The sequence below is a fragment of the Sphingomonas sp. FARSPH genome (assembly GCF_003355005.1).
Taxonomy (GTDB): Bacteria; Pseudomonadota; Alphaproteobacteria; order Sphingomonadales; family Sphingomonadaceae; genus Sphingomonas.
Genome location: NZ_CP029985.1, coordinates 2,619,586 through 2,644,599, shown reverse-complemented (window position 1 = coordinate 2,644,599; position 25,014 = coordinate 2,619,586). Strand labels below are relative to the sequence as shown.

The 25,014-nt window shown below is 69.0% G+C and carries 26 protein-coding genes; 10 read left to right on the top strand and 16 right to left on the bottom strand.

Annotated elements, in window-relative coordinates; genetic code table 11:
• Position 1 precedes the first annotated feature (1 nt).
• The 4 genes from DM480_RS12625 to DM480_RS18745 all read right to left on the bottom strand — a co-directional run bounded on the left by DM480_RS12625 (position 2) and on the right by DM480_RS18745 (position 3,836).
• Positions 2 to 949 carry an acetyl-CoA carboxylase carboxyltransferase subunit alpha gene (locus DM480_RS12625; protein ID WP_115379528.1) on the bottom strand — a complete coding sequence of 316 codons (948 nt, stop codon included), beginning with the start codon at positions 947 to 949 and terminating at the stop codon, positions 2 to 4.
• Between the two features lie 10 nt (positions 950 to 959).
• On the bottom strand, positions 960 to 1,835 hold the full coding sequence (locus DM480_RS12620; protein WP_115381293.1) for a tyrosine-type recombinase/integrase: 876 nt from the start codon (positions 1,833 to 1,835) through the stop codon (positions 960 to 962).
• 65 nt (positions 1,836 to 1,900) lie between these two features.
• On the bottom strand, positions 1,901 to 3,718 hold the full coding sequence (locus tag DM480_RS12615; RefSeq protein WP_115379526.1) for a hypothetical protein: 1,818 nt from the start codon (positions 3,716 to 3,718) through the stop codon (positions 1,901 to 1,903).
• Positions 3,702 to 3,836, bottom strand: a complete 135-nt coding sequence (locus DM480_RS18745) for a hypothetical protein (protein WP_269801925.1) — start codon at positions 3,834 to 3,836, stop codon at positions 3,702 to 3,704. Before DM480_RS18745 ends, DM480_RS12615 begins: the two co-directional genes overlap by 17 nt.
• Before the next feature lie 77 nt (positions 3,837 to 3,913).
• Here DM480_RS18745 and DM480_RS12610 point away from each other — a divergent pair, with 77 nt between their 5' ends.
• Genes DM480_RS12610 through DM480_RS12600 form a run of 3 tightly spaced genes read left to right on the top strand, consistent with a single transcriptional unit; the run spans position 3,914 to position 5,723 of the window.
• The gene (locus DM480_RS12610; RefSeq protein WP_115379524.1) at positions 3,914 to 4,483 is read left to right on the top strand and encodes a shikimate kinase; all 570 of its coding nucleotides are present in this window, start codon (positions 3,914 to 3,916) and stop codon (positions 4,481 to 4,483) included.
• Positions 4,480 to 5,583, top strand: coding sequence for a 3-dehydroquinate synthase (gene aroB, locus DM480_RS12605; protein WP_115379522.1), 1,104 nt, complete (start codon positions 4,480 to 4,482; stop codon positions 5,581 to 5,583). Before DM480_RS12610 ends, aroB begins: the two co-directional genes overlap by 4 nt.
• Positions 5,583 to 5,723, top strand: coding sequence for a DUF2256 domain-containing protein (locus tag DM480_RS12600; RefSeq protein WP_115379520.1), 141 nt, complete (start codon positions 5,583 to 5,585; stop codon positions 5,721 to 5,723). The genes aroB and DM480_RS12600 overlap by 1 nt, the downstream gene beginning before the upstream one ends.
• Positions 5,724 to 5,742: 19 nt before the next feature.
• On the opposite strand, the gene DM480_RS12595 is transcribed toward DM480_RS12600, so the two are convergent.
• The 5 genes from DM480_RS12595 to radA form a co-directional block, all read right to left on the bottom strand.
• Positions 5,743 to 6,069, bottom strand: coding sequence for a DUF423 domain-containing protein (locus DM480_RS12595; RefSeq protein ID WP_198665828.1), 327 nt, complete (start codon positions 6,067 to 6,069; stop codon positions 5,743 to 5,745).
• Positions 6,069 to 7,826, bottom strand: a complete 1,758-nt coding sequence (locus tag DM480_RS12590) for a cation:proton antiporter domain-containing protein (RefSeq protein ID WP_115379518.1) — start codon at positions 7,824 to 7,826, stop codon at positions 6,069 to 6,071. Before DM480_RS12590 ends, DM480_RS12595 begins: the two co-directional genes overlap by 1 nt.
• Positions 7,819 to 8,256: an iron-sulfur cluster assembly scaffold protein gene (locus tag DM480_RS12585; protein WP_115379516.1), complete on the bottom strand. Its 438-nt coding sequence runs from the start codon at positions 8,254 to 8,256 to the stop codon at positions 7,819 to 7,821. The genes DM480_RS12590 and DM480_RS12585 overlap by 8 nt, the downstream gene beginning before the upstream one ends.
• Positions 8,253 to 8,822 carry a CvpA family protein gene (locus DM480_RS12580; protein WP_115379514.1) on the bottom strand — a complete coding sequence of 190 codons (570 nt, stop codon included), beginning with the start codon at positions 8,820 to 8,822 and terminating at the stop codon, positions 8,253 to 8,255. Before DM480_RS12580 ends, DM480_RS12585 begins: the two co-directional genes overlap by 4 nt.
• 69 nt (positions 8,823 to 8,891) lie before the next feature.
• Positions 8,892 to 10,262 (bottom strand): DNA repair protein RadA, encoded by a 1,371-nt coding sequence (gene radA, locus DM480_RS12575; protein ID WP_115379512.1) that lies wholly within the window; start codon positions 10,260 to 10,262, stop codon positions 8,892 to 8,894.
• A 146-nt stretch (positions 10,263 to 10,408) separates the two neighbouring features.
• On the opposite strand from radA, the gene DM480_RS12570 reads away from it, so the two are divergent.
• On the top strand, positions 10,409 to 10,783 hold the full coding sequence (locus DM480_RS12570) for a PAS domain-containing protein (protein WP_232833994.1): 375 nt from the start codon (positions 10,409 to 10,411) through the stop codon (positions 10,781 to 10,783).
• A gap of 4 nt (positions 10,784 to 10,787) precedes the next feature.
• On the opposite strand, the gene DM480_RS12565 is transcribed toward DM480_RS12570, so the two are convergent.
• The gene (locus tag DM480_RS12565) at positions 10,788 to 11,492 is read right to left on the bottom strand and encodes a glutathione S-transferase family protein (protein WP_115379508.1); all 705 of its coding nucleotides are present in this window, start codon (positions 11,490 to 11,492) and stop codon (positions 10,788 to 10,790) included.
• A 75-nt stretch (positions 11,493 to 11,567) separates the two neighbouring features.
• On the opposite strand from DM480_RS12565, the gene DM480_RS12560 reads away from it, so the two are divergent.
• Positions 11,568 to 12,707 carry a glycosyltransferase family 4 protein gene (locus DM480_RS12560; RefSeq protein WP_198665827.1) on the top strand — a complete coding sequence of 380 codons (1,140 nt, stop codon included), beginning with the start codon at positions 11,568 to 11,570 and terminating at the stop codon, positions 12,705 to 12,707.
• 168 nt (positions 12,708 to 12,875) lie between these two features.
• On the opposite strand, the gene DM480_RS12555 is transcribed toward DM480_RS12560, so the two are convergent.
• The gene (locus DM480_RS12555; protein ID WP_115379504.1) at positions 12,876 to 13,166 is read right to left on the bottom strand and encodes a DUF2218 domain-containing protein; all 291 of its coding nucleotides are present in this window, start codon (positions 13,164 to 13,166) and stop codon (positions 12,876 to 12,878) included.
• Entirely contained in the window at positions 13,163 to 13,801 is a 639-nt protein-coding gene (locus DM480_RS12550) for a PadR family transcriptional regulator (protein ID WP_115381289.1), read from the bottom strand. Before DM480_RS12550 ends, DM480_RS12555 begins: the two co-directional genes overlap by 4 nt.
• Positions 13,802 to 13,958: 157 nt before the next feature.
• Between DM480_RS12550 and DM480_RS12545 the strand changes: the two genes are divergently transcribed.
• On the top strand, positions 13,959 to 15,278 hold the full coding sequence (locus DM480_RS12545) for a replication-associated recombination protein A (protein WP_198665826.1): 1,320 nt from the start codon (positions 13,959 to 13,961) through the stop codon (positions 15,276 to 15,278).
• A gap of 79 nt (positions 15,279 to 15,357) precedes the next feature.
• Here DM480_RS12545 and asd read toward each other — a convergent pair whose 3' ends face one another.
• A complete protein-coding gene (gene asd, locus DM480_RS12540) occupies positions 15,358 to 16,218 on the bottom strand; it encodes an archaetidylserine decarboxylase (RefSeq protein ID WP_232833993.1) in 861 nt (286 codons plus the stop codon).
• Positions 16,219 to 16,251: 33 nt separating this feature from the next.
• On the opposite strand from asd, the gene DM480_RS12535 reads away from it, so the two are divergent.
• Positions 16,252 to 17,904: an aminotransferase class III-fold pyridoxal phosphate-dependent enzyme gene (locus tag DM480_RS12535; protein ID WP_115379502.1), complete on the top strand. Its 1,653-nt coding sequence runs from the start codon at positions 16,252 to 16,254 to the stop codon at positions 17,902 to 17,904.
• A gap of 53 nt (positions 17,905 to 17,957) precedes the next feature.
• On the opposite strand, the gene DM480_RS12530 is transcribed toward DM480_RS12535, so the two are convergent.
• Together DM480_RS12530 and DM480_RS12525 are read right to left on the bottom strand one after the other, a co-directional pair.
• Positions 17,958 to 18,569 (bottom strand): hypothetical protein, encoded by a 612-nt coding sequence (locus DM480_RS12530; RefSeq protein ID WP_115379501.1) that lies wholly within the window; start codon positions 18,567 to 18,569, stop codon positions 17,958 to 17,960.
• On the bottom strand, positions 18,566 to 19,228 hold the full coding sequence (locus DM480_RS12525; RefSeq protein WP_198665825.1) for a class I SAM-dependent methyltransferase: 663 nt from the start codon (positions 19,226 to 19,228) through the stop codon (positions 18,566 to 18,568). The genes DM480_RS12530 and DM480_RS12525 overlap by 4 nt, the downstream gene beginning before the upstream one ends.
• A gap of 197 nt (positions 19,229 to 19,425) precedes the next feature.
• Here DM480_RS12525 and DM480_RS12520 point away from each other — a divergent pair, with 197 nt between their 5' ends.
• Entirely contained in the window at positions 19,426 to 19,803 is a 378-nt protein-coding gene (locus DM480_RS12520; protein WP_125471528.1) for a hypothetical protein, read from the top strand.
• Between the two features lie 74 nt (positions 19,804 to 19,877).
• Here the strand turns inward: DM480_RS12520 and DM480_RS12515 are convergent, their stop codons facing one another.
• The gene (locus DM480_RS12515; protein WP_115379495.1) at positions 19,878 to 22,460 is read right to left on the bottom strand and encodes a M1 family metallopeptidase; all 2,583 of its coding nucleotides are present in this window, start codon (positions 22,458 to 22,460) and stop codon (positions 19,878 to 19,880) included.
• Between the two features lie 150 nt (positions 22,461 to 22,610).
• Between DM480_RS12515 and DM480_RS12510 the strand changes: the two genes are divergently transcribed.
• A complete protein-coding gene (locus tag DM480_RS12510) occupies positions 22,611 to 23,579 on the top strand; it encodes an NAD(P)H-dependent flavin oxidoreductase (RefSeq protein WP_115379493.1) in 969 nt (322 codons plus the stop codon).
• Positions 23,580 to 23,711: 132 nt separating this feature from the next.
• Entirely contained in the window at positions 23,712 to 25,001 is a 1,290-nt protein-coding gene (locus DM480_RS12505; RefSeq protein WP_115379491.1) for a glycoside hydrolase family 130 protein, read from the top strand.
• Positions 25,002 to 25,014: the final 13 nt, after the last annotated feature.

Here is a 25,014-nt window from a genome sequence, read left to right as displayed (position 1 = left end):
GTCAGAGACGCCCCATCGCCAGGAACTTCTGCTGCCGCTCGCGGCGCAGCGCCTTCGCATCGAGCGGCGAAAGGCCGTCGAGCGCCTGCGCCAGCGCATCGCCCAGCGCGGCGATCGCCGCGGCGGGATCGCGATGCGCGCCGCCCAGCGGCTCGGGCACGATCGTGTCGACGATACCGAAGCCGCGCAAGTCCTGCGCGGTGATGCGCATCGCCTCCGCCGCGTCGGGCGCCTTGTCCGACGTGCGCCACAGGATCGCCGCACAGCCTTCGGGGCTGATCACCGAATAGACGGCATGTTCGAACATCAGCACGCGATTGCCTGCGGCGAGCGCGACCGCGCCGCCCGATCCACCCTCGCCGACGATCGCGGCGACGACGGGGACGCCCGCGGCAAGGCACGCTTCGGTCGAGCGCGCGATCGCTTCGGCCTGGCCGCGCTCTTCGGCCTGAACGCCGGGAAAGGCGCCGGCGGTGTCGACCAGCGTGACGACCGGCAGGCCGAACCGGTCGGCGAGCTCGACAAGGCGAATCGCCTTGCGATACCCCTCGGGCTTGGCGGAACCGAAATTGTGGCGAAGGCGGCTGGCGATATCCCAGCCCTTCTCATGCCCGATCGCCATGATGCGCCGGCCGCGAAAGGTCGCAAAGCCGCCGACGATCGCCTGGTCGTCGGCAAAGGCGCGGTCGCCGGCGAGCGGCACGAATTCGTCGAACAGCCCGGCGACGTAATCGCGGAAATGCGGGCGCTCCGGATGGCGGGCGACCTGCGTCTTCTGCCACGGCGTCAGCTTCGCGAAGGTGTCGCGCAGCAGCTTGTCGGACTTGGCCTGCAGGCGCGCGACGTCGGCGGCGATGTCGACCCCGCCGTCGGCGGCGGTTTCGCGCAGGTCATCGATCTGCCCCTGCAGCTGGGCGATCGGCTTTTCGAAATCGAGGAAGCTCGGCATCCGGCGCGGGTTAAGGGCGCGCCGCCTTCCCGTCAACGCGGCCCGCATCGGCGAGCGGGTGGCGACTGTTGACCAGATCGACCAGCCGGCCGGTGTCGACATGCGTGTAGATTTCGGTCGTCGCGATGTCGGCATGGCCCAGCATCGCCTGCAACGCGCGCAGGTCGGCGCCGCCGGCGAGCAGATGCGTCGCAAAGGCATGGCGCAGGACGTGCGGGCTGACGCGGTCGGGCGGGATGCCGGCGTCGGCGGCGAGCGCCTTGACCAGTTGATACAGGCGGATGCGCGACAGATGCCCCTTGCCCGACGGGAACAGCCATGCGCGGTCCGCCGCGACATGTACGCGCCATGCCGCGACCGCGGCGCGCGCGCGGTCCGATATCGGCACCAGCCGCTCGCGCCCGCCCTTGCCGCGCAGGATCAGGAACGGGCGATCGGGATGGACCGCCGCGCGCGGCAGCGCGACGAGTTCGCTCGCGCGCAGCCCCGAACCGTAAAGCAGCTCGATCAGCGCGGCGAGGCGCAGGTCGCCCGGCAGCGGCTGCGGCATCGCGGTCCGCTGGCCAAGCACCGCGAACAGCCGGTCGACATCGGCGTGGCCGAGCACCTTGGGCAGGCGCCGCGCGGTGCCCGGGCGGGGCAGCGCGGCGGCGGGATCGACGGCGATGTCGCCTTCCGCGTGCAGGAAGGCATAGAAGCGGCGCAGCGCCGCCGCCTTGCGCGCCACCGTCGCGCCGGCGAGGCTGGACCAGCCCTCTGCCAGCCGCGCGATCGCCGCGGCATCGGCGTGCGCGAGATCGCCATCCAGCGCCTGCGAGGCCAGCACCAGATCGCTGCGATAGGCGGCGAGCGTGTTGGCGGCGGCCCCCTGTTCGGCCGCCATCATCTCGAGAAAGCGGTCGATCAGCGCGGTGTCGCTGCCGGCCCGCGCCGTCCCGTTCCCACGCCCGCTCACACCCGCGCGAGCGCCTCCGCCGCGATCATCCGCGCCTCGCCCTCCAGACCCACCGTGCGCAATGCGCCGACGATGCGATAGAGCATGGCGGGCGGCACGCCGCGCCAGTGGGGTGTCTGCATGCCGATCGCGGCGAGCAGGATGACGTCGCCCTGATCGCCGTCGGCCGCGGCGCGATCGATCGCACGCGTCCACGCCGTCGTCGCACCGATGCGCACGTCGAGCGACTCCGCCGCCCGCTCGACATCCTCCGGCGACAGACGGCCGAGGCCGGCGAGTCCCGCGAAGAACAGCCGCTGCTTGAGCGCCGCGTCGCCCGATCCCGCATAGCGCGACAGCGCCGCATAGGGCAGCCGCGCGGTCGCATCGGGATCGGACAGCGCGATCATCGCCCAGGCATCGCCGCCCTCCGGCACCGCCATCCGCCAGCGCGCGGCGCCGCGGTCGAGCCCGGCGGTCAGCATCGACGCGACGATCCGGTCCGCGTCGGCGACGCCTATACGGGCCGGCATCCGCCCCGCCGCGCGCGCGGTGAGCACCAGCCGGGCATAGGGGGTCTGCGCCGCCGTCTCGCCCCACAATTGCCGCAGCGCCGCCAGCCGGGTATCGAAACTGCCGCCGACATAGGCCGTGCGCAGATCGCTCGCCGTCGCGCTCGCGACGCCGGGCATGTCGTCCGCGGCGTCGACCGCGCCGTACAGGTCGACCAGCGCCGCCGACGACAGCACGCCCTGCGCCGCCGCGGCCTCCGCCGCCGCGACCCGATCGCCCAACCCGATACCGGGCGACAACGCGTACCAGTACCGCACCTGGGGACCTACAGAGGCGAGCAGCGGATCGGGGATGGTCACGCCCGTCGCTGTGGCAAGGCCAAAGCGCCAGTCGTCGATCCGGTCGACGCCCGCCCATTCGATCGTCACCGCCTGGCCGCCGCCCGGCGCGGCGCCGACGACCTTCTGCGTCAGTTGCAGGTCGATGCCCGTCGCGACGTTGCGGCGCCGGATCGCGCCCATCTGCGTCTTGGCGGGCGCCGCCTCCCCGCGCAGCGCGGTGCAGATCGCGCGGGCGAGCACCCAGCCGCGCGCGGGCGCGCGCTTCGCACCCTCATCCGCGATCGGGCACAGGCCGGCGGGATCGCCCGTCGCCAGCGCGGCGCTCATCGCGACCTGATAGAGTTTGGGGGTATAATCCTCGGTGTCGACGCTCTGCGTCACCGCGCGCGCGCCGACCGATTCGCCCATGCGCAGCAGCAACCACGCGCGCTCGGCGGCGAAATCCGCGCCGTCGACGCCCGCCGGCGTCGTCACCCGCGACACCAAAGCCCGGCGCAGCAGGATCGACATCCAGCGCGAGGGCAGCGGCGCGGCGATGCGGCGCATCAGCCCCTCGGCGAAGCGCCCGTCCGCCTTGGCGAAGATATCGGCGTCCAGGCCGCCCTCGCGTGGGCCAGACGGCCCGACCATGTCGAGCGATCGCCGCGCATAATCGGGCATCTCATATTGCGCGAGCACCGCCGGATCGACCGTCGGCGTCGCGCTGGGCGTCGCCGACGGCGTCGTACTGGGCAGGGGCAGCGGCTGGATCGTCGCCGCGGGCGTCGCACTGGCGGTCGCCGCCGGCGTGGCGGGCAGCGGCGCCCGGCCCGGCGCGGCCGGACGCGGCGTCGCGCTCGGCTGCGCGGCTGGCTCGCCGAACCCGGGCGGCAAGATCGATTCGGGACGCTCCTGGCCCGATGCCGGGCCGAACGCGGACGCCGCGACCGCGCCGAGCGCGGCAACCGCAACGCCGACGCGCAGCCTAGCTGAGATTGGCAAGCGTCACGGCCTTCTCGACATGGGTCTGGGGCCGCTCGGAAGCGCGCCCGGCGAGCAGGAACAACCCGCCGACGACAACCACGAGGAGCACGATGACGGAGATCGCGAAGCGGGACATAACCTACCTTGGCTCACGGAAAAACGCGGGGACGGAGCTTTTGCCCCGTCCGCCCCCGCTGTATAGCGCGGCAAACCATGTTGCAAAGCGCTGTTCCCCAGACTGCCGGGCCGGACCCTGCATCCGCCGCGCCGGCGGCGCGCCCGATCGTGCTCGTCGGGCTGATGGGCGTCGGCAAGTCGACCGTCGGCCGCCGCCTCGCTGCCCGCCTGTCGCTGCCCTTCGTCGATGCCGACCATGCGATCGAGGAGGCGGCGGGGATGACGATCGCCGAAATCTTCGCGCGCTTCGGCGAGGAGTATTTCCGCGACGGGGAGCGCCGCGTCATCGCCCGGCTGATGGACGGCAAGCCCAAGGTGATCGCGACCGGCGGCGGCGCGTTCATCAACGCGGAAACGCGCGCGCTGATCCTGGCGGAGGCGACCGCGATCTGGCTCGACGCGCATCCCCACGTCCTTGCCGAACGCGTCCGTCGCCGCGACACCCGCCCGCTGCTGCGCGGCAAGGATCCGCTGCAGGTGCTGACCGAGCTCGCCGCCGTCCGCAATCCTATCTACGCCGAGGCGCATATCCACATCACCAGCCACAAGGCCCCGCACGAGGCGACCGTCGTCGCGATCCTCAAGGCGCTGGGCGCCGCGCAATGAGCCGCACCGTCACCGTCGCGCTCGGCGCGCGCAGTTATCCGATCGTGATCGAGGCGGGCGTGCTCACGCGGGCGGGCGATCATCTCGCGCGCTTCGCGCGCGGGCGGCGGATGGCGATCGTCACCGACGCCAATATCGCGATGCACCTCGCGACGCTGCAGGCGTCGCTCGACGCCGCCGGTGTCGCGAGCGAGGCGATCGTCCTTCCTCCGGGGGAAGGTACGAAGAGCTGGGCGCAGCTGTCGGCGCTCTGCGATCAGCTACTCGACATGGGCATCGAGCGTGGCGACCATGTCGTCGCGCTGGGCGGCGGGGTGATCGGCGACCTCGTCGGCTTCGCCTGCGCGATCCTGAAGCGCGGCTGCGGCTTCGTACAGGTGCCGACGACGCTGCTCGCGCAGGTCGACAGCTCGGTCGGCGGCAAGACCGCGATCAACACGCGCGCCGGCAAGAACCTGATCGGCGCGTTCCATCAGCCGTCGCTGGTGCTGATCGACCCGCAAGTGCTCGACACGCTGCCCCCGCGCGAGACGCGCGCGGGCTATGCGGAGGTCGTCAAGTACGGCCTGATCGACGACGCCGATTTCTTCGCCTGGTGCGAGGCGAACGGCGCGGCGCTGCTCGCGGGTGAGCCGGCGGCACGCGAACACGCCATCGCGCATGCGGTCGCGGCCAAGGCGCGGATCGTCGCGGCGGATGAGCATGAGACGAACGGGCTGCGCGCGCTGCTCAACCTCGGCCACACGTTCGGCCACGCGCTGGAGGCGGAGACGGGCTATTCGCAGCGGCTGTTGCATGGCGAGGGCGTCGCGGCAGGCTGTGCGCTTGCCTTCGGCTTTTCGGCGGCGCAGGGCTTATGCAGCAACGCGGACGCCGCACGCGTCGCCGCGCATTTCCGCGACGTCGGCCTGCCCGACGGGCTCGCCGCGGCAGGGATCGCGGCGTCCGGTGCGACGTTGGTCGCGCATATGCGGCACGACAAGAAAATGGCGGCGGGCACCCTGCCCTTTCTGCTCGCCCGCGGGATCGGCGCGACCTATCTCGACAAGACCGTCGATCTCCCCGCGGTCGAGGCGTTCCTCGACGCACAGGCGCGCTGATGCCCAACGGCGTCGCCAAGCGCGATCTGCCGACCAAGGTATGCCCGGCGTGCGGGCGCCCGTTCACCTGGCGCAAGAAATGGGCGCGCGACTGGGAGAATGTGGTCTACTGCTCGGACGCCTGTCGCAAGAAGCGGTAGGCCGAAGGATCGTCGGGCATCACCCGGCGCGCAGCGACCACGCCAGCCACAGCCAGCCGACGATCAGCAACGCGCCGCCGATCGGCGTGACCGCGCCCAGCCAGCGCGGCGCGCCGAGCGCCATCAGATACAGCGTGCCGGCAAAGATCGCTCCGCCCGCGACGAACAGCCAGGCGGCCCCGCGCGCCTCGATGCGCAGCGCGACGAGCGCGGCGACGGCGTGGATCAGCTGGTAATGGCCGCCGGTCCTCAGCCATTCCTGCGCCGCGCCGCTCGCGCCATGCGCGCCGAACGCCCCCGCTGCCACCGCGATCGCGCCCGACAGCGCGGCCAATATCCCGAGCATCAGCGGTCGTTCCCCCAGGGCTGCTGTTCCGCGACGAGCGCGCGCGCGGCGCGCAGGTCGCCCGCTTCGATCTGAATGCGCAGCCGTTCCTTGTCGCGGCTGCGATACATCTGCTCGGCGCGGTCGATGTCCGCCTCCGCCACACCCAGCCCGTCGAGCGCGAGCCGTGCCATCTTCACCGCGGATTCCAGTACCTCGCGCACGATGTATTTCGCCGGCCCCTGCTTCAGCTTGACCAGCGCGCGCCGGTCGTAAGCGCGCACGTACAGTTCCGCATGCGGAAAGGCTTCGTGCACCGCCTCCAGCTGGTCGGGCGACAATTGATCGCCGTCCATGCAGAACAGGATCAGCTCCGCCTCCGCCGCCCCCGCCTGGCGCAACAGATCGAGGCGCGTGCCGTCGCCGTAATAGACCTTCGCACCGAATTCGCCGGCGATGTCGATCATCTCGATATCGGTGTCGATCAGCGTCACCGGTATGTCGCTGGCGAGCAGCATCTGCCCCACCGTCTGGCCGAACCGGCCATAGCCGACGATGATCGCATTGGCCCCGTCCGCCTTCGGCCCGTCGCGCTCCTGGTCCTTGGCGATCGGCTCCTCGCGAAACCGTCTGGTGATCCCCATCAGGAATGGCGTCGTCGCCATCGACAGCGTGACGATCGCGCCGAACAGGCTGGCGGCGTCGGGCGCGATCAGCAGGCCGGCCTGCGCCTGCGCAAACAGCACGAAGCCAAACTCGCCGCCCTGGCTGAGCAGCAGGCCGAGCGCGAGCGCCGCACGCCACGTCATCTTGAACGCAAGGCCGATGAGGAAGATGACGGATGCCTTGGTCGCGATCAGCGCCAGCGCCATCGTCACGACGAAGGCGGGCCGCTCGACGATCGCGGGCAGGTTCAGCATCATGCCGACCGCCAGGAAAAACAGGCCGAGCAGCACCGCGCGGAACGGATCGACGTCCGCCTCCAGCTCGTGCCGGTACGGACTGTCGGCCAGCATCACGCCCGCGATGAACGCGCCGAGCGCGGTCGACAGGCCCAATGCCTCCATGATCGCGGCGCTGGCGATGACGGTGAACAGCGCGGCGAAGACGAACATCTCGCGCTCGCCCAGATTGCCGATCAGCCGGAACAGCGGCCGCAACAGGAATCGGCCCGCGAGGATCAGGCCGAAGACCGCCAGCACGGTGTAGACGCCCAGCAGCCAGCCCGGCGGCGCATGCGCATCGGCCGGATTGCGGCTCATCGCCGCGACGATCGTGATGAGCGGAACGATCGACAGGTCCTGGAACAGCAGGATCGAAAAGGCGCGCTCGCCGAACGGCGTGCGCAGCCGCCCCGCCGATTGCAGCATCGGCAGCACCTGCGCGGTCGACGACAGCGCCAGCGGCAGGCCGAGCGCGAGCGCGGCGGTGATCGAAAAGCCGGCAAGCCAGACGATCGCCGTGATCGCCAAGCCACAGACGACGACCTGAAGCAGGCCGACGCCGAAAATCTCGTTCTTCATCCGCCACAGGCGCGATGGGTTCAGCTCGAGCCCGACGATGAACAGCAGCAACGTGATGCCGAGTTCGGCGACGCCGATCTTCGATTCCGCGTCGCCGACGATACCGAACACGTGCGGCCCCACCACCGCGCCCGCGACGAGGAAACCCAGCGTCGCGCCAAGGCCCAGCCGGCGGAACAGCAGGACGAAGGCGAGGCCCGCGCCGAGCAGCACCATGCCGTCGCGCAGCATCGAGACGGGCGAGGCGTCATGCATGCGAACGGGCCTCCACCGCCTGCGCCGCGGCATCCGCCGCTGCCTCGAACGCGAGGCGGATCGACGGATGGCGCGCGGTATAGTCGCGCGCGGGGTCGAACACGGCGAGGCCGGGCCAGTCGGGCAGATCGCCCTCCCGCGTCAGCCAAGCGGTCAGCGCATCGCGCGCCGCGGCAAGCTGCGCGGGCGTTTTGCCGAGAATATGCGTCGCGAGCAGCGCGGCGGACGCCTGGCCCAGCGCGCAGGCGCGTACCAGCAGCCCTACCTCGCTCACCCGGCCATCGGCGTCGATCCCGACGTCGACCGTCACGCGGCTGCCGCAGACGGGCGAGCGCTTCTCTGCGCTGGCGGCGGCGTGCGCGAGCCGTTCGTGATGCGGGATCGACGCGGCGAGGCGGAGGATCTCCGCATTGTAGAGGGGGGCGTTCACGGCGCGTCACTCGCATTGGTCGGGGCAGAATCGGCGATCGCTGCACGCGATCCGAAGACGGGCAAGCCGCGGCGACGGCGATCGACGAAATCGGCGATCCCCGCGCTCGTCGCATTGAGCAGGGGATAGGTGCGCGATCGCACCATCCATTCGGGCCGGTTGGCAGCGCCGCCGCGCGCGGTGTCGACGACCAGCGCGGCGAGCAGGAACCCCAGGCTGGCGAGGATCAGCCCCTTGAGCGCGCCGAAGCCGAAGCCGAGCGCGCGGTCGACCGGCCCCAGGATCGACGTGCGCGTCCGCCGCCCGATCGCGGTCGCGACCAGCCGTCCGACGACATAGGTACCGCCCGCGATGATCGCGAAAGCGGCGACCGCCGCACCCGACGGCGTGCCGATCGTCCGCGCCAGCGACGCGGCGAGCGCGATGTGGAACAGCTTGAGCATCGCGACGATCGCGACCCAGGCGAACAGCGACAGCACTTCGGTCACGAACCCGCGCACGAACCCCATCGCCGCAGCGCCCAGCACGAGCAGGAGGACGATGATGTCGAGAGCGGTCAGGGCCATGGCTCCTTCGATAGGGACGCCGGGCGTCGGCGGCTAGGGGCAAGGCGTCATTACCCCGATGAGGAGACGCTACCGCCCCAGCATATGATCGACGAACTGCGCCAGCGTGCGGAAGCCCGTGAGGCGCAGCGGGCTTTCCTCCTTCGCCATCGCGGTCGGGACCAGCGCACGCTCGAAACCGAGCTTGCCCGCCTCCTTGAGGCGCAGGGCGCTGTGCGCGACGGGGCGGATTTCGCCCGACAGCGCGATCTCGCCGAACGCGACCGCGTCGACTGCGACGGGCCGTTCCGACAGCGCCGACACCAAGGCCGCGGCGACGGCGAGGTCCGCGGCCGGGTCCTGCACCCGGTACCCGCCCGCGACGTTGAGATAGACTTCCGCCGACGAGAAGAACAGGCCGCACCGCGCCTCCAGCACCGCCAGGATCATCGCCAGCCGGCCCGAATCCCAGCCGACCACCGATCGCCGCGGCGTCGCCCCGCTGGCGAGGCGCACCACCAGCGCCTGGATTTCGACCAACACCGGCCGCGTCCCCTCCAGCGCGGGAAAGACGGTGGCGCCCGTCACGCTCTCGTCGCGGCTGGTCAGGAACAGGGCGGAGGGGTTGGCGACCTCGCTCAGCCCCTCGCTCTGCATCGAGAAGACGCCGATCTCGTCGGTGCCGCCGAACCGATTCTTGATCGCGCGCAGGATGCGGTACTGGTGGCTGCGCTCGCCCTCGAAGGCGAGCACGGTGTCGACCATATGCTCCAGCACGCGCGGCCCCGCGATGCTGCCGTCCTTGGTGACATGGCCGACGAGGACCAGCGCGGTGCCGCGTTCCTTGGCGAAACGGATCAGCTCCTGCGCGGAAGCGCGCACCTGGCTGACCGTGCCGGGTGCACCCTCGATCAGGTCGGAATGCATCGTCTGGATCGAATCGATCACCAGCAATGCGGGCGGCGCGCCCAGCGACAGCGTCGTCAGGATATCGCGCGTCGACGTAGCCGCCGCCAGCTGCACCGGCGCGTTGCCCAATCCCAACCGGCGCGCGCGCAGCCGCACCTGATCCGCCGCCTCCTCGCCGGAAACATAGGCCACGGCCCGACCCGCGCTCGCCAGCTTCGCCGCCGCCTGCAGCAGCAACGTCGACTTGCCGATACCCGGATCCCCGCCGATCAGCGTCGCGGACCCTTCCACGAAGCCGCCGCCCAGCGCACGGTCGAGTTCGGCGATACCCGTCGCCATCCGGTCGGGCAGCGCGATCTCCGCGTCCAGCCCGACCAGCTGCACCGCCCGCCCCCCGGTCTGCAGGTTGTGCTTCGCCTGGAACGGCGTCACGACCGCTCCCGCCTCCTCGACAAGCGTGTTCCACTCGGCACAATCGCCGCACTGCCCCGCCCAGCGGTGCGACACCGACCCGCAGGCCTGACAGACGTAGCGTTTCTGGGGTTTGGCCATGCCAAGCCCTTTAGCCTAGACGGAACGATAAGGGAACATCGATATCGATATGGTTCTTTAATCGGACGTATGTTACGGCCGATCCGAGCATGTTGCCGACCGAACCTCTCGCGCTTCACCACAGCTGGCCGCTCGAGGATCGGTCGATGCGGTTCGACCTCGGGCGCATCGACGATCTGCCGCCGCTCCCCCCCGGCATGCCCGGCCGCTGGCGATGCGAATTTCCTGGCGATCGGCTGATCTGGTCGGATGGGGTCTACGATCTGTTCGGCCTGCCGCGCGGCGCCCGCGTCGCGCGCGACGAGGTGGTGCGCCTGTACGCCGAAGGATCGCGTGCCGCGATGGAGCGGTTGCGCGCGCATGCGCTGAAACACCGCCGCGGTTTCACGCTGGACGTCGAGTTGCGCCCCGCGAACGGCGGCGCACGCTGGATGCGGCTGATCGCGGCGCCGCACTATCACGACGGCGCGATCGTCGCGATCGAGGGGCTGAAGCTCGACGTCAGCGCCCTCTACCGCTGAGCGTTCAGCTGCGCGCAGGGATCGCGAGGCCGCGCTGTACCGCCGGCCGGTCGAGCCCGCGCTCCAGCCACGCCGCGACATTGGCGAACCGATCGAACTGCACCAACTCGCGCGCCTCATAGAAGGTGATGAGGTTGCGTACCCAGCCGAGCATCGCGATGTCCGCGATCGAATAATGGTCGCCCAGGAACCATGTCTTGCCCGCCAGTTCGGCATCCATCACGCCCAGCAGTCGCTGGCTTTCGGCTAGGTATCGGTCGCGAGGGCGCTTGTCCTCCCAATCCTTGCCGGCGAACTTGTTGAAGAAGCCCAATTGGCCGAACATTGGGCCGACGCCGCCCATCTGGAACATCACCCACTGGATCGCGCGCCAGCGGTCTGCCGGGCCTTGCCCCAGCAGTTGCCCCGTCTTCTCGGCGAGATACAGCAGGATCGCGCCGCTTTCGAACAGCGCCAGCGGCTGGCCGCCCGGCCCTTCCGGATCGATGATCGCGGGGATCTTGCCGTTCGGGTTGAGCGCCAGGAACTCGGGCGTCTTTTGATCCTCGCTGGCGAAATCGATCAGGTGCGGCTCGTACGACAGGCCCGTCTCCTCCAGCATGATCGACACCTTCACGCCGTTGGGCGTCGGCAGCGAATACAGCTGGATGCGGTCGGGAAACTGCGGCGGCCGGCGCTTGGTGATCGGGAAGGCGGACAGATCGGCCATGGCAAGCTCCTCGATAATCGGGTGTCGGCGCCGACATAGTCGTGCCGCAATCCGAACGCTATGGCGTGCGGCATCATGCACCCCTCCGACCTTCGCGTCGCCCTGTTCAGCGGCAACTACAATTACACGCGCGACGGCGCGAACCAGGCGTTGAACCTGCTCGTCGGCCACTTGCTCGCCGCGGGCGTGGCGGTCCGCGTCTATTCGCCGACGATCGACCCGCCCGCCTTTCCGCCGACGGGCGACCTCGTCTCCGTCCCCGCGATCCCGATGCCGGGCGGGCGCGGGGAATATCGCATCGGCCGTTACCTGCCCGCCGCGACGCGCCGCGATCTGGAGGCATTCGCTCCCAACATCGTCCACGTCTCCGCCCCCGAATTCCTCAATCACGGCGCGGTCACCTGGGCGCGGCGGCACAGCATACCTGTCGTCGCATCGTTCCACACGCGCTTCGAAACCTATTTCCGCTATTACCGGATCGGTTTCGTCGAACCGCTCATCAAGGCGCTGATGACGCGCTTCTACAATCGCGTCGATCTCGTCATGCCGCCCAGCCCGAGCATGGGCGCGCTGCTCCGGGAATGGGGCGTGACGACGCCAATGACCTTGTGGTCGCGCGGCATCGACCACGACCGGTTCCGGCCCGACCGGCGCAGCCTCGACTGGCGGCGGTCGCTCGGCATCGCCGATAATGAACTGGCGATCGGCTTCCTCGGCCGGTTGGTCAAGGAAAAGGGGCTCGACGTCTTCGCCGACGTGCTCGCCGAATTGCGCCGCCGCGGTGTCGCGCACAAGGCGCTGGTGATCGGCAAGGGTCCGGCGGAGGATTGGTTTGCAGAGGCCGCGCCGGGCGCGGTGTTCGCCGGCTTCCAGTCGGGCGACGACCTCGGCCGCGCGGTCGCGTCGATGGACGTCTTCTTCAACCCCAGTATCACCGAAACGTTCGGCAACGTCACGACGGAGGCGATGGCCGCGGGCGTCCCCGTCGTTGCCGCACGCGCGACCGGCGCGGTCGACCTGGTCCAGGACGGCGTCACCGGCTTCCTGGTCGAACCGACCGACATCGCGGGCTACGCCGACGCGATCGCCCGCATCGCCGCTGATCCGGCCCTCCGCACGACGATGGGCGCGGCGGGTCACGAAAGCGCCGCGGGCTACCGCTGGGACACCGCGAACCAGGCGGTGCTCGACGCCTATCTGAAGCTGCGCGGCTGATAGCCGCGCGGGTGATAAAAGGCGCGGGTCGGGTTCCCGAACCTCATTTTCCGTCCCCTCGTCACCCCGGACTTGATCCGGGGTCCTGCTTTTCCGGCGGACCGTAGGAGAAGCGGGACCCCGGTTCTACGACCGGGGTGACGGGTTGAGGCGTGCTGGGGAAAGCTTTTACCCCTCGCGCCAGTCGAACGTCAGCGGCGCTTCGCGAAACGCGAAGCGGTCGAGGTGGCTCGCCACCACCTCGCGCATCCGCGACGCATCCTCGCCCTCGGGCACGGTCAGCAGCAGGTCGAGCGTCTCCTCGCTCGCCCGCATCTCCAGCCGCGATCCGTCGGGGAAGGCGATCGTCCCTTCTTCCGCGGTGAAGGCGACCTCCATCTTGTGGCTCCAATGCTTGGCGAGTTGCTGGAGGTAGCGGCTCGCCGAATGGGTCGGCACCCGTGCGACGGACGCGCTCACTTCAGCCGCTCCACCTTCTGCGCCGCCTCGTCGATCAGCGCGACGATACGGTACAGCGCGTCCTCGTCCAGGTCGCCGCGCATAACACGGTTCTGCACCGCATGGCGCAGGTTGTGCATGGCGCGGCGTACCGGGGCATGATCGCCGCGGCTACGCTCCGCGCCCAGCCCGGTCAGCCGCGCGATCAGCGCCGTCACCGCCTCCGCATGTTCGGCCAAATGCGCCTCGCCGGCGGGGGTCACCGCGAACCGCTTGCGCGCCCCCTCGCTCGCCTGCTCCTCGATCAGTTCCATTTCATTGAGCATCGTCAGCGCGGGGTAGACGACGCCAGGGCTCGGCGCATAGGCGCCGCCAGTCATCTCCTCGATCGCCTTGATCAGCTCGTACCCATGGCGCGGGGCATCGGCGATCATCTTGAGGAGGACAAGGCGCAGCTCGCTGCCGTCGAACATGCGCCGTCGGCCGCCGCCGCCGCCATGACCGCCCTTCTCCCCGAACACCTCGGCAAAGCGCTGCTCCAGTCGTTCGCCCCATTGCTCCCAACCGCCGCGCGGACCGAAATTGTTGGCGCGACTGCGGGCATAGGCACCCTCACCGCCATGCCGTCCGTGACGGCCTTCCCTATGATCAAACATCATCGACTCCATATCATGATGCGATCAAGATATATCGCAGAGAATCAGAGTCAAGATGCTTTGCGATATATCTTCATGTAAAACCGACCCCAAAACACTGCGACTTTTGCGAACTTCCACGATGACGCGCCGCCTCGCCCACCCTATCTTGCGAGTGATGGCAGACCTGCTGACCGGGCTCGAACCGGAGCCGCCCCCTCCCGCCCCCGGCCCCGACGCGCCGCTCGCCGACCGGTTGCGCCCGCGCACGCTCGCCGATGTGGTCGGGCAGGAGCATCTGACCGGCCCGGACGGCGCGATCGGCCGGATGGTCGCGGCCGGGCGCCTGTCGTCGATGATCCTGTGGGGACCGCCGGGCACCGGCAAGACGACGATCGCACGCCTGCTTGCCGACGCCGTCGACTTGCGCTTCGTGCCGATCAGCGCGGTCTTCTCCGGCGTCGCCGACCTCAAGAAGGCGTTCGCCGAGGCGCGCGAGCATGCCCGGGTCGGTAAGCGCACGCTCCTGTTCGTCGACGAGATCCACCGCTTCAATCGCGCGCAGCAGGACGGCTTCCTGCCCTATGTCGAGGACGGCACCGTGACGCTGGTCGGCGCGACGACCGAGAATCCGTCGTTCGAACTCAACGCCGCGGTGCTCAGCCGCGCGCAGGTGCTGATCCTCCACCGGCTGGGCGCGCCCGCGCTGACCAAGCTGCTCGACCGCGCCGAAGCGGCCGAGGGGCGGCCCCTGCCGCTCACCCCCGCCGCGCGCGAGGCGATGGTCGCGCAGGCGGACGGCGACGGCCGCTTCCTGCTCAACCAGGCGGAGACGTTGTTTTCGGTCGACCTGCCCGAACCGCTCGACCCCGCCGGCCTGTCAGGCTTCCTCCAGCGCCGCGTCGCGGTCTACGACAAGGATCGCGAAGGCCATTACAACCTCATCAGCGCGCTGCACAAATCGATCCGCGGGTCGGACCCGCAGGCTGCGCTCTATTACCTAGCGCGCATGCTGACTGCGGGCGAGGAGCCGCTCTACCTGCTGCGCCGGCTGACGCGCGCAGCGGTGGAAGACATCGGCCTCGCCGACCCGCAGGCGCTCGTCCAGTGCATCGCGGCAAAGGACACGTACGACTTCCTCGGCTCCCCGGAAGGAGAACTCGCGATCGCGCAGGCGTGCCTCTACCTCGCCACCGCCCCCAAATCGAACGCCGCCTATATGGCGCAAAAGGCGGCGTGGCGGACGGCGAAGCAGACCGGATCGCTGATGCCGCCCGACAATATTCTCAATGCGCCGACCAAGCTGATGAAGCAGATCGGCTATGGCGCGGACTATGCCTACGATCACGACGCGCCAGAGGCGTTTTCGGGCGCGAACTACTGGCCCGACGAGCTGCCGCCGCAGCGCTTCTACGAACCGACCGGCCGCGGCTTCGAGAAGCGGTTGCAGGAACGATTGGACTATTGGGACCAGCTCCGCCGCGAACGACAGGGTTAAAGCCCCTCCCCTTCAGGGGAGGGGTTTGGGGTGAGGAACGCCGCTGATGACAGTCCCTTCCCCCTTCCTAAAAAAGGGCTCATACGCACGCGATCCCCTGCCCCGCCCGGACCGCCGCGCCCTCCTCCAGCGTATCGCTCAGCCGCACGCCGTTGGGCACGAACATCACGATCGTCGATCCGTGCTCGAACCAGCCCATCTCCTCGCCCTTCGTCAGCGCGACGTCGCACGCAACCCGCGCCGACCCGAACTGGCGCAGCGTGCGTTGGGTATCGAGGAAGCTCAACCGGATGCTCGCCACCAGGATCGCGGCGACCGGCACCAGCAGCATCGGCGTGCCGTCCTTGAGCCGCGCCTCGATCACTGCGCGCTCGTTGCGGCAGAACAATCGCTCGACGCGCTTCAGCGCGATCGGATTGACGTTCCAGCAGTCGCCCGACAGGTAGGTGACACCGTCGACGGTCAGGTCGTGCGGCGCGTGGAAGCGGTGGTACATCCCCGCCGTCAGCCGCAGCGTCACGAAGCTGCCGTCGCGGAACCGTTCGACCAGCGCGGGATCGGGGACGAGGTCGCCGAGGCGGTACGGGAAACCCTTCACCTGATACAATGCGTCGCCGTCGATCCGCCCGTGCGCGCCGACGATCGCATCGCAGGGCGATGCGATCGCCGCCGGATCGGGGTCGAACGTCCGGGCGCCCGGCCTCAGGGCACGCGTGAACCCGTCGCGCAGCGACCGGAAGCGCGTCGTCGCCGCATCCGACAGGTCGACGCCGCCGAAAAAGCGCCACAGCGCTAGCGCGGGGCGCGCCACCAGCGGATGCTCGATCCGCGCGATGCGGCCGACCACCCTGGTCGCCAGCCGACGCGGAATGCGGTTTGTCAGCAGGAAATTGACGTCCTCCTGCAACAGCAGCCGCATCAATCCTTTGGGCGCTGTCATCGGGGCGTCATGCCCGTGCGCTCAGTCGCAACCATGTCCATCCTCCTCTATCCGATCGCCGCGGGCGCCGGCATCCTCGCCGCTGCCAAGGGTCGCCAGCGCCTCGCCCTGTCGCGCGCCAAGCACCGCTCGCTGGGCGGCCACGTCCGCATGGCGAAGCGTATCGCCGGGCAAATCCCCTTCTACGAATATGGCCCCGACCGCTTCTTCCGTGCCGACGACGCTCCGGCGGACATCACGGCGCAGCGCCAGGCCGGGTTCGAGCGGCTGGGCGCCGTCTATGCGACCCGTTTTGCAAAGACGCTGGCGCTGACCCGCGAGACGCGCGGCGGCCTGTCCGACCTGCAATTCACCGGCGCCTATCGCGTGCCGTTCCAGTTCGGCCGCCGCGTCCGCGAGACATTGGGCACCGGCGCGTTCCTCGAAAGGTCCGACGGGCCCAACGTCTACGACCTCGACGGCAACCGGCTGATCGACCTGACCGGATCGTACGGCGTCAATCTGCTGGGCTATGAGGCGTACAAGCGCATGATCCGCGAAGGCGCGGCGATGGTCGAGGCGCTCGGCCCGGTGCTCGGCGCGCTCCATCCGGTGGTCGCCGACAATGTCGCGCGCATCCGTGCGATTTCCGGCATGGACGAGGTGTCGTTCCATATGTCGGGGACTGAGGCGGTGATGCAGGCGGTGCGCCTCGCCCGCTATCACACGCGCCGCCGCCGGCTGGTGCGCTTCGCCGGCGCGTATCACGGCTGGTGGGGCGACGTGCAGCCGGGGATCGGCAATCCCGTCCCCGCCGACGGCACGCTGACGCTCGCCGACCAGTCCGAACAGACGCTCCGCGTGCTCGCCAGTCGCAAGGACATCGCCTGCGTGCTCGTCAATCCGCTGCAGGTGCTCCACCCCAACGGCGCCGCGCCGTCCGACGGCCAGCTGGTCGATGGCGGGCGCAAGGCGGGGATCGACCGCGAGGCGTATGGCGCGTGGCTGCGCCGACTGGCCGAGGTATGCCGCGCCAACGGCATCGTTCTGATCCTCGACGAGGTGTTCGTCGGATTTCGCCTGGCGAAGGGCGGGGCCGCCGAATATTTCGGCGTGACGCCCGACCTCGTCACCTATGGCAAGACATTGGGCGGCGGCCTGCCCGTCGGCGTGCTCGCCGGGCGCGCCGACCTGATGAAGCGCTGGCGCGACGATCGGCCGGTCGACATCTGCTTCGCGCGCGGCACGTTCAACGCGCATCCCTATGTGATGGGATCGATGAACGCATTCCTGCGTCATATCGACGGGCCGGAGGCTGCGGCCCTGTACGACGGGATCGATGCACGCTGGGATGCCCGCGCCGCCGCGCTCAACACAGCAATGGCGGCGGAATCGCTGCCGGTGCGCGTCGCAAATCTCCAGACGATCTGGACCGTGCTCTACGATGCGCCGTCCGCCTACAACTGGATGCTGCAATATTACCTCCGCGAGGCGGATCTGGCGCTGAGCTGGGTCGGCACCGGGCGGCTGATCTTCAGCCTCGACATCGACGACACGCTCTTCGCTGAGATCGTCGAACGGTTCGTCGGCGCGGTGCGCGCCATGCGGGCGGACGGGTGGTTCTGGCATGCCGAGGGCGCCACCAACAAGGCGGTGCGCCGCCGCCTTCTGCGCGAGACGATCGCGGCGCGGCTGGGGCGCGACTGACACGCGAAAAGGGGGCGGCCGCATCGACCGCCCCCTCATCCTGCCGGCGGCGATCAGCCGTGGGCGACCGCGTCCGGATCGTCGAAGCGCTCACCGCGCAGCAAGCGGCCCGGTGCGCTCTTGTACATGCGGAAATCGTTGAACGGATCGGTGACGATCTTCGTCGCCCAGACCAGGCCCGTCTCGACGTCACGCTGGATGAACAGCTGGAGCGAGCGGAACACGATCGCACCCGCCCCCAGGAACAGCCACGCGGTGCCGACGCGACGCAGCGTCGTCTGCCACCCGTCCGCGGGGGCGGGCAGCATGCCGAACAGCGTCGGCTCGAGGAACAGAGTGACCGGGACGAGCGCCCACAGGCTCATCAGCACGACCTTGCGGGCAAGGTTGTACCCGACCTTGATCTCCTCTTTGTGCTCGTGCGTCGCGTGGTTCTTGTGGTCGTAGCCCTTGGGCTCGAAGAAGAAATGCCCCGCCTGGCGGCTGGTCATCGCGACGCCCCAGGCGAGCAGGCTCGCCACCGCCGCATCGACGAAGAGCAGCGCATAAGCGGTCAGGAAGGTGCAGGCGCTGACGAAGTGCAGGCTCTGGTTGACCAGGCTGTGGTGGTAATAACGATGGTCGTCCCACCGCTGTTCGGCGAGCTGCGCGCGAAAACTGGTCATTGCATGTGATCCTGAGTCGGAGCGTGCTTGGCGATACGAACGAGCGAGAAATGGCCGAGCGGCGGTATGGGCCGCGCCTCGATCAGCGACACGTCGCTGCGCCCCTCCGCCCAGTCGACGTAGAGCGAGAAAGGAAAATCGGTGCGGAAGCCGAGCCGGCTGGTGATCGGCATCAGTCCCTTTTCGATCTTGCCGCGCATGCCGCCCGAGGCGCTGACCCGCGTCGTGACGATGATCTCGCCGCCGGGGCGGCAGACGCGGGCGAATTCGTCGAGCGCCTTTGCCGGATTGGGCACCGCAGAAACGACGTATTGCGCGACGACCGCATCGAAGGCGTCGTCGGGATAGCGCAAAGCCTCCGCGTCGCCGACCTCGATCGCCTCGACATTGGCGAGGCCCAGTTTGCGGACGCGGTCGCGTGCCTTGTCCAGCATGTCCTCGGAGATATCGACTCCGACGATGCGGCTGCCCTTCGAATAGCCGGGCAGCGATATGCCCGTGCCCACGCCCACCTCGAGGATCCGTGCCCCCGCACGTTCCGCCGCGCGGATCGCGGCCGCGCGCCCCTGCCGGAAGACGGGGCCGAAGACGAGGTCGTACACCGGCGCCCAGCGGTCATAGGCTTTCGCCACGCCCGCCGTGTTCATCTGTGTTGCCAAGAAGATGCTCCCTTACCCGCGCGAAACGTTCGCAACATCTTGCGACCGGCTGTGACAGCGGAGCGTGTCAGTTTGGCGACCATCGTGCGACACGATGGTTCATAAATGCGCCATCGGACTGTCACGAAATTCCGCTGGCTCCCTTTGCAGGGCGGCGCGTTACGCTGGCGCAACATCCTCAGGAAAGGGACAGAGCGATGACGATCCGATCGATGGGCCGACCGACTTCCCGTGTGATGGCGGTGCTGACACCCGCACTGCTCGCACTCGCCGGATGCGGGTCCGCCGCGAACGGCGACGCGCCCGGCAATAGCGCGAAGCCCGCATCGGTGAAACCGGACGGTTTTGCCAGCAAGGTCGTCGCGCTCACCGAGCCGCAACGCCAGGGCGTCATCCTGCGCGCGATCCGCGATGCGGGCAACGACTGCCAGGGCGTCGTCGGCACGCGCCGCCAGCCCGACGGCGTCAACGGTCGCCCCGCCTGGGCGGCGACCTGCCAGAACGGCAGTAACTGGCTCGTCTCGTTCGGCGACGACGGCCTCGCGCGCGTCACCGGCCTGCCGGCGGGACGGTAACCGCACGCGGCCAAGACGGCGGTTAGCAGCGGGGCAGATGCGGCAGCCCGCCGGACCGCCGCACGCACCGTCGCTTACTTACCCAACCACAGCGCCACGGCCGGGCGCAGACGCTCGGCCATGTCCTTGCGCACCGCCATCAGCGACAAGGTGCGCATCGCCGTACCGCGCGAGGCTTCGGGCAGGTACTTTTCGGCATAGGCCTTTATCTTGCCGGGCATCGCCGCATCGTTCGATCCGCCGCCCAGGCTGGGGATGAAGCCCGACCGCTGGCTTTCCTCGACGAAGCCGTTGACGAGATCGCGGTTGGCCAATGCCCAGTCGAACGCCATGTCGGGGTGCGAGCCCGCTACCGATCGGAGCAGCGACGCCTTCTGGGGCGCGGTGAACGTGTCGGTGCGCAGCAGCTCGAGCGCCTTGGCCGCGACCGTATCGTCGCGGCTCGCGCCGAGCAAAGAGACGAAGCGGTTCTTCGCGACGGGGTTCTTCTCCGTCTTGGCGAGGCTGAGCAGCTGGTCCCATTCCGCCGGCGTCGCATTGATCGCGAAGGTCGACAGGATCGGCTGGCGGATCGCCGGCGGGATCGCGGTCGGATCGGTCGCCAGCGCAGCAACGTAACGGCGCGCCTGCCCCAAAACCTCCGGGTCGCCGTTCGAGCCGAGGCGCCCCACCAACGTCTCGCGCAGGTTCGACACCTGCGGCGATTCGCCCGGCTTGGCGGCGAAACCGATCCGCTGCATCACCGGCGCCAGGATCTGGACGGTGCGATCGCGCATCGACTGTTCCAGCGGCGTTTTGTCGTAGATGCCGGTCAGTCCGCCGAGGCGGCCGGCGACGACCTGCCATTCCAGCGGATCGGCGCCCTCGCCGACCTTCGCCATCACTTCGAAGAACCGGGCGAGGTCCTGATAGCCGCCGGAGGCGAGCGCATAATCGTCGCCCAGGGTGCCGAGCCGATCGTCGAGCGACAGGCGCGTATAGTCGCGCACGATCGCGTCATGCCCGGCCCTGTCGTACATCACGCGGGTGTAGCTCTGCTTGCCGCGGTTGAGGACGACCGTGCCGCAGCCCTTGACCGATAGCTGCGTCGCCGCACCGGAAACGATCGTGCGCGTCTCGCCGCCGCCGACGGTGGCGACGATCAGCGGCACGTGCCACGTCTGCGGTGTCTTCGACGCGGCATCGAGGCCGAACCGCCCCTGCGCCAGCGTCGCCTGCATCGTCCCGCCGGCGCAGCGCGCGCCGGACAGCGTCACCAGCGGCACGCCGCCCTGCAGCGTGAAGTCGTGCGCGATCTGCTGGACCGGCTTGCCGGCGGCGTCGGACAGTTCGCTCCACAATTGGTCGGTGACCGTGTTCGAATATTTGTATTTCGCCATGTAGCGGCGGATGCCGGCGCGGAACGTGTCGGGGCCCAGCGTCGATTCGAGCATGCCGATCACGGCCTGCCCCTTCGAATAGGTGATCCCGTCGAACGCCTCGCCGATCTGGTCGACCGTATCGACCTTGCGGATGATCGGATGCGTCGCGGACGTCGCGTCGATGCCCATCGCGCCTTCGCGATCGAACGCGACGGCAGAGGCGGTCGCCTGCCACGTCGGATTGAGGTCGGCGGCGGACTTGTTCTCCATCCACGAGGCGAAGCCCTCGTTCAGCCACAGGTCGTCCCACCACGCCATGGTGACGAGATCGCCGAACCACTGGTGCGCCATTTCGTGCGCGACGACGGTGAAGATGCGCTGGCGGCCGCTTTCGGTCGCGCGCTTCGGGTCAAACAGCAATTCGGGTTCGAAGTAGAAGATCGCCCCCCAATTCTCCATCGCGCCGAAGAATTGGCTGGAACCCGGGCCGGCGATCATATCCATCTTGGGCAAGGGATAGGGCGTACCGAAATAGTCGTTGTAATAGGTCAGCAGCCGCTTCGCCTCGGCGAGCGCATAACCGCCCTGGTCGACGACGCCGCGGCGGGTGATGACGCCGATCTCGACGTTACCGGCCTTGACCGTCTTGCGCTCCATGTCGCCCATGCCGAGGAACAGCAGATAGCTCGACATCACCGGCGTTTCGGCGAAGCTGTACAGCTGCTTGCCGTCCGCCTGCGTCGCGACGTCCGTCGCGGGCATGTTCGAGAAGGCGAGCTGACCCTTGGGCGCCGTCGCCGTCAGTCGGAACTTCGCCTTGAACGCGGGTTCGTCCCACATGGGTGCGAAGCGCCGCGCGTCGGGCGCCTCGAACTGCGTCGCGAGCATCCGCGCCTTCGACCCGTCCTGGTTGGTGTAATCGATCGCGAAGAAGCCGGCGGCGGACTGGTTGATCTTGCCCGTCCAGGCGAAGGCGACGCTGTGGCGGCCCGCCGTCGCAGCGGCGGGCAGCGTCAGCGTCAGTTCCTGTTTCGCCTTGTCGAGCGCGAAGGGCACCGCCTTGCCGTCGAAGGTCGCGTTGGCGATGGCGAGGTCCGCGGCGTTGAGCACGATCGTGCGCGTCGGCGCCTTCACGTCGATCGCCACCGTCTCGGTTCCGGAAAAGGTCATCTTTTCCGCGTCGGGAGAGACCGCAATATCGTAAAGCACGGGCACGACCGTCTTGGGCAGCGATCCTGCGGCGAGCGCGGGGGTGGACACGGTCAGCGCGAGCGCAGTGGCAAAAGCGAGCCTCATGGGACGGACATCTCTCCGATATGGTGTATGGTCGACGTCCTACACCTTTGACGGGCCCTCGCAAGCCACCAGCATCGCTCGACGGCCCCGCGTCGCAGGCGTGCATGCCGCCGCTGGACAGCGGTATCCGTTGCGCTACAAAACCGATCCATGAGCCTGCCCGCCCTGTTCGATCGCCTGCGCCTGCCCGTTATCGGGTCGCCGCTGTTCATCATCTCGAACCCCGATCTGGTCATCGCCCAGTGCAAGGCGGGAATCGCCGGCTCGTTCCCCGCGCTCAACGCGCGGCCGCAGGCGCTGCTCGACGAATGGCTGCATCGCATCACCGAGGAACTGGCGGCGCACAACCGCGACCATCCTGACAGCCCGGCCGCGCCGTTCGCGGTCAACCAGATCGTCCACAAGTCGAACGACCGGCTGGAGGCCGACCTTGCGACCTGCGCCAAATGGCAGGTGCCGATCATCATTACCTCGCTCGGCGCGCGCGAGGATCTCAACACTGCGGTTCACGGCTGGGGCGGCATCACGCTGCACGACGTCATCGACGACCGGTTCGCGCGCAAGGCGATCGAAAAAGGGGCGGACGGCCTGATCGCAGTCGCCGCGGGTGCTGGCGGGCACGCCGGGCGGCTGTCGCCCTTCGCGATCGTTCAGGAAATCCGCCAGTGGTTCGACGGCCCGCTCGCGCTGTCGGGCTCGATCGCGACGGGCGACGCGATCCTCGCCGCGCAGGCGATGGGCGCCGACCTCGCCTATATCGGCTCTCCCTTCATCGCGACCGCGGAGGCGAATGCGGCGCCTGCCTACAAGGATGCGATCGTCGCGGGGCGCGCGGCGGACATCGTCTATTCGAACCTGTTCACCGGCGTGCACGGCAACTACCTGCGCGCCTCGATCGAGGCGGCGGGGCTCGACCCGGACCATCTGCCCGAAGGCGACCTGAAGACGATGGACTTCGGCGGCGGCAATGGGTCGAAGGCCAAGGCTTGGCGCGACATCTGGGGATCGGGTCAGGGCATCGGCGCGGTCGATGCCGTCGAGCCCGCCGCGGCGCGGATCGCGCGGATGGCGGAGCAGTATCGCGCGGCGCGCACGCGCATGGGCCTGCACCCCGCCTGACGCGCCGATGGCCGGATGGTGACGAAAGCCTTCCGGCCACACCATCATGGATCAATCCGGCGCGCTTGTGCGCTGTGCGCTGTCGATGCGCACCGCGATGGGCCGCGGCGCATGCGAAGGAACGCCAGGTCGATGAACGCAGCCGACGTCTTCACCACGCTCGATATCCTGTTGCAGCCCGATCCGTCGCGAACGGTGATCCGGCCCTTCGATTTCGGCTATCCCGATGCCTTCGCCGGGGATCGGCCGACCCGCGTCCAGCAAGTGGCCTCGCGCCTGATGGCACTCGACGAGGACATGCGCACGCGCATGCTCGGCCTGCTGCACGAGGCGATGCGCAAGCGGCATCGCAACGTCGACGACGCCTTCCTACGCCGGTACGCGGAGATGAAGGACCGGCTCGACGTCGGCGAGGTGTCCGACGTCCGCGACCGGCTGTTGCTGGGTGCCTATTTCAGCCAGGAATATGCGTTCGAATCGGCGGCGCTGTTCAACCCCAGCATCGTCCGCGCGCCAGACGAGCGCGGTGATGTCGGCAGTGTCCGCTTCGTCCTGTCGCTGCGCGGGATCGGCGAGGGACATATCTCGTCCGTCACTTTCCGCACCGGCACCTGGGATGGCGACCGCGGCCTCGTCATCGACCCTGCGAGCGACCAGGGCGTGCCGCCGCAGATCGAAAGCGACGATGAGGGCGGCTGGGTAAAGCTGCACTCACCCGATAGCCGGGACATTTCCGAAACGGTGATCTTCCCGACGCTGCCGAGCCAGCGCCAGGGTGTCGAGGACATGCGCCTGGTCAATTTCACCGACCATGATGGGGTCGAAAGCGTGCTCGGCACCTACACCGCGTTCGACGGGCGCGATACGCGCTGCGAATTGCTGCGCGGTATCGACGAGCGGACGTACGAGATGCGCCCCTTGCTCGGCGCGATGGCGGGCTACAAAGGTATGGCGCTGTTCCCGCGCCGCATCGACGGCCAGTTCGTGATGCTCGGGCGGCAGGACAACGAACAGATCTGGCTGCTACGCTCCGACGACCTCTATACGTGGGAGACGGGCGCGCCGATCATGGCGCCGCGCTACCCGTGGGAGTTCGTGCAGATCGGCAATTGCGGATCGCCGCTCGAGATCGACGAAGGCTGGCTGGTCTTCACGCACGGCGTCGGGATGGTGCGCGGCTATTGCGTCGGCGCCTGCCTGCTCGACAAGGCGGACCCGTCGAAGGTGCTGGCCCGCACCCCCTCACCGCTGCTCTTCCCCAGCGCGGAACAGCGCGGCGGCTATGTGCCCAACGTTACGTACAGTTGCGGCGCGCTGCTCCACGGGCGTAGCATCCTTTTGCCCTATGCGGTCGGCGACGAGCATACCGCCTTCGCGGTCGGCAAGGTCGACGATCTGTTGTCGGTGATGGCGCCGCAATAACGCGGGGGGTCGA

Coding starts and splice junctions, on each gene's coding strand:
- DM480_RS12625 (WP_115379528.1), bottom strand. CDS start 949: ATGCCGAGCTTCCTCGATTTCGAAAAGCCGATCGCCCAGCTGCAGGGG.
- DM480_RS12620 (WP_115381293.1), bottom strand. CDS start 1,835: ATGATGGCGGCCGAACAGGGGGCCGCCGCCAACACGCTCGCCGCCTAT.
- DM480_RS18745 (WP_269801925.1), bottom strand. CDS start 3,836: ATGTCCCGCTTCGCGATCTCCGTCATCGTGCTCCTCGTGGTTGTCGTC.
- DM480_RS12610 (WP_115379524.1), top strand. CDS start 3,914: ATGTTGCAAAGCGCTGTTCCCCAGACTGCCGGGCCGGACCCTGCATCC.
- aroB (WP_115379522.1), top strand. CDS start 4,480: ATGAGCCGCACCGTCACCGTCGCGCTCGGCGCGCGCAGTTATCCGATC.
- DM480_RS12600 (WP_115379520.1), top strand. CDS start 5,583: ATGCCCAACGGCGTCGCCAAGCGCGATCTGCCGACCAAGGTATGCCCG.
- DM480_RS12595 (WP_198665828.1), bottom strand. CDS start 6,069: ATGCTCGGGATATTGGCCGCGCTGTCGGGCGCGATCGCGGTGGCAGCG.
- DM480_RS12590 (WP_115379518.1), bottom strand. CDS start 7,826: ATGCATGACGCCTCGCCCGTCTCGATGCTGCGCGACGGCATGGTGCTG.
- DM480_RS12580 (WP_115379514.1), bottom strand. CDS start 8,822: ATGGCCCTGACCGCTCTCGACATCATCGTCCTCCTGCTCGTGCTGGGC.
- radA (WP_115379512.1), bottom strand. CDS start 10,262: ATGGCCAAACCCCAGAAACGCTACGTCTGTCAGGCCTGCGGGTCGGTG.
- DM480_RS12570 (WP_232833994.1), top strand. CDS start 10,409: ATGCGGTTCGACCTCGGGCGCATCGACGATCTGCCGCCGCTCCCCCCC.
- DM480_RS12565 (WP_115379508.1), bottom strand. CDS start 11,492: ATGGCCGATCTGTCCGCCTTCCCGATCACCAAGCGCCGGCCGCCGCAG.
- DM480_RS12560 (WP_198665827.1), top strand. CDS start 11,568: ATGCACCCCTCCGACCTTCGCGTCGCCCTGTTCAGCGGCAACTACAAT.
- DM480_RS12550 (WP_115381289.1), bottom strand. CDS start 13,801: ATGTTTGATCATAGGGAAGGCCGTCACGGACGGCATGGCGGTGAGGGT.
- DM480_RS12545 (WP_198665826.1), top strand. CDS start 13,959: ATGGCAGACCTGCTGACCGGGCTCGAACCGGAGCCGCCCCCTCCCGCC.
- asd (WP_232833993.1), bottom strand. CDS start 16,218: ATGACAGCGCCCAAAGGATTGATGCGGCTGCTGTTGCAGGAGGACGTC.
- DM480_RS12535 (WP_115379502.1), top strand. CDS start 16,252: ATGTCCATCCTCCTCTATCCGATCGCCGCGGGCGCCGGCATCCTCGCC.
- DM480_RS12530 (WP_115379501.1), bottom strand. CDS start 18,569: ATGACCAGTTTTCGCGCGCAGCTCGCCGAACAGCGGTGGGACGACCAT.
- DM480_RS12520 (WP_125471528.1), top strand. CDS start 19,426: ATGACGATCCGATCGATGGGCCGACCGACTTCCCGTGTGATGGCGGTG.
- DM480_RS12515 (WP_115379495.1), bottom strand. CDS start 22,460: ATGAGGCTCGCTTTTGCCACTGCGCTCGCGCTGACCGTGTCCACCCCC.
- DM480_RS12510 (WP_115379493.1), top strand. CDS start 22,611: ATGAGCCTGCCCGCCCTGTTCGATCGCCTGCGCCTGCCCGTTATCGGG.
- DM480_RS12505 (WP_115379491.1), top strand. CDS start 23,712: ATGAACGCAGCCGACGTCTTCACCACGCTCGATATCCTGTTGCAGCCC.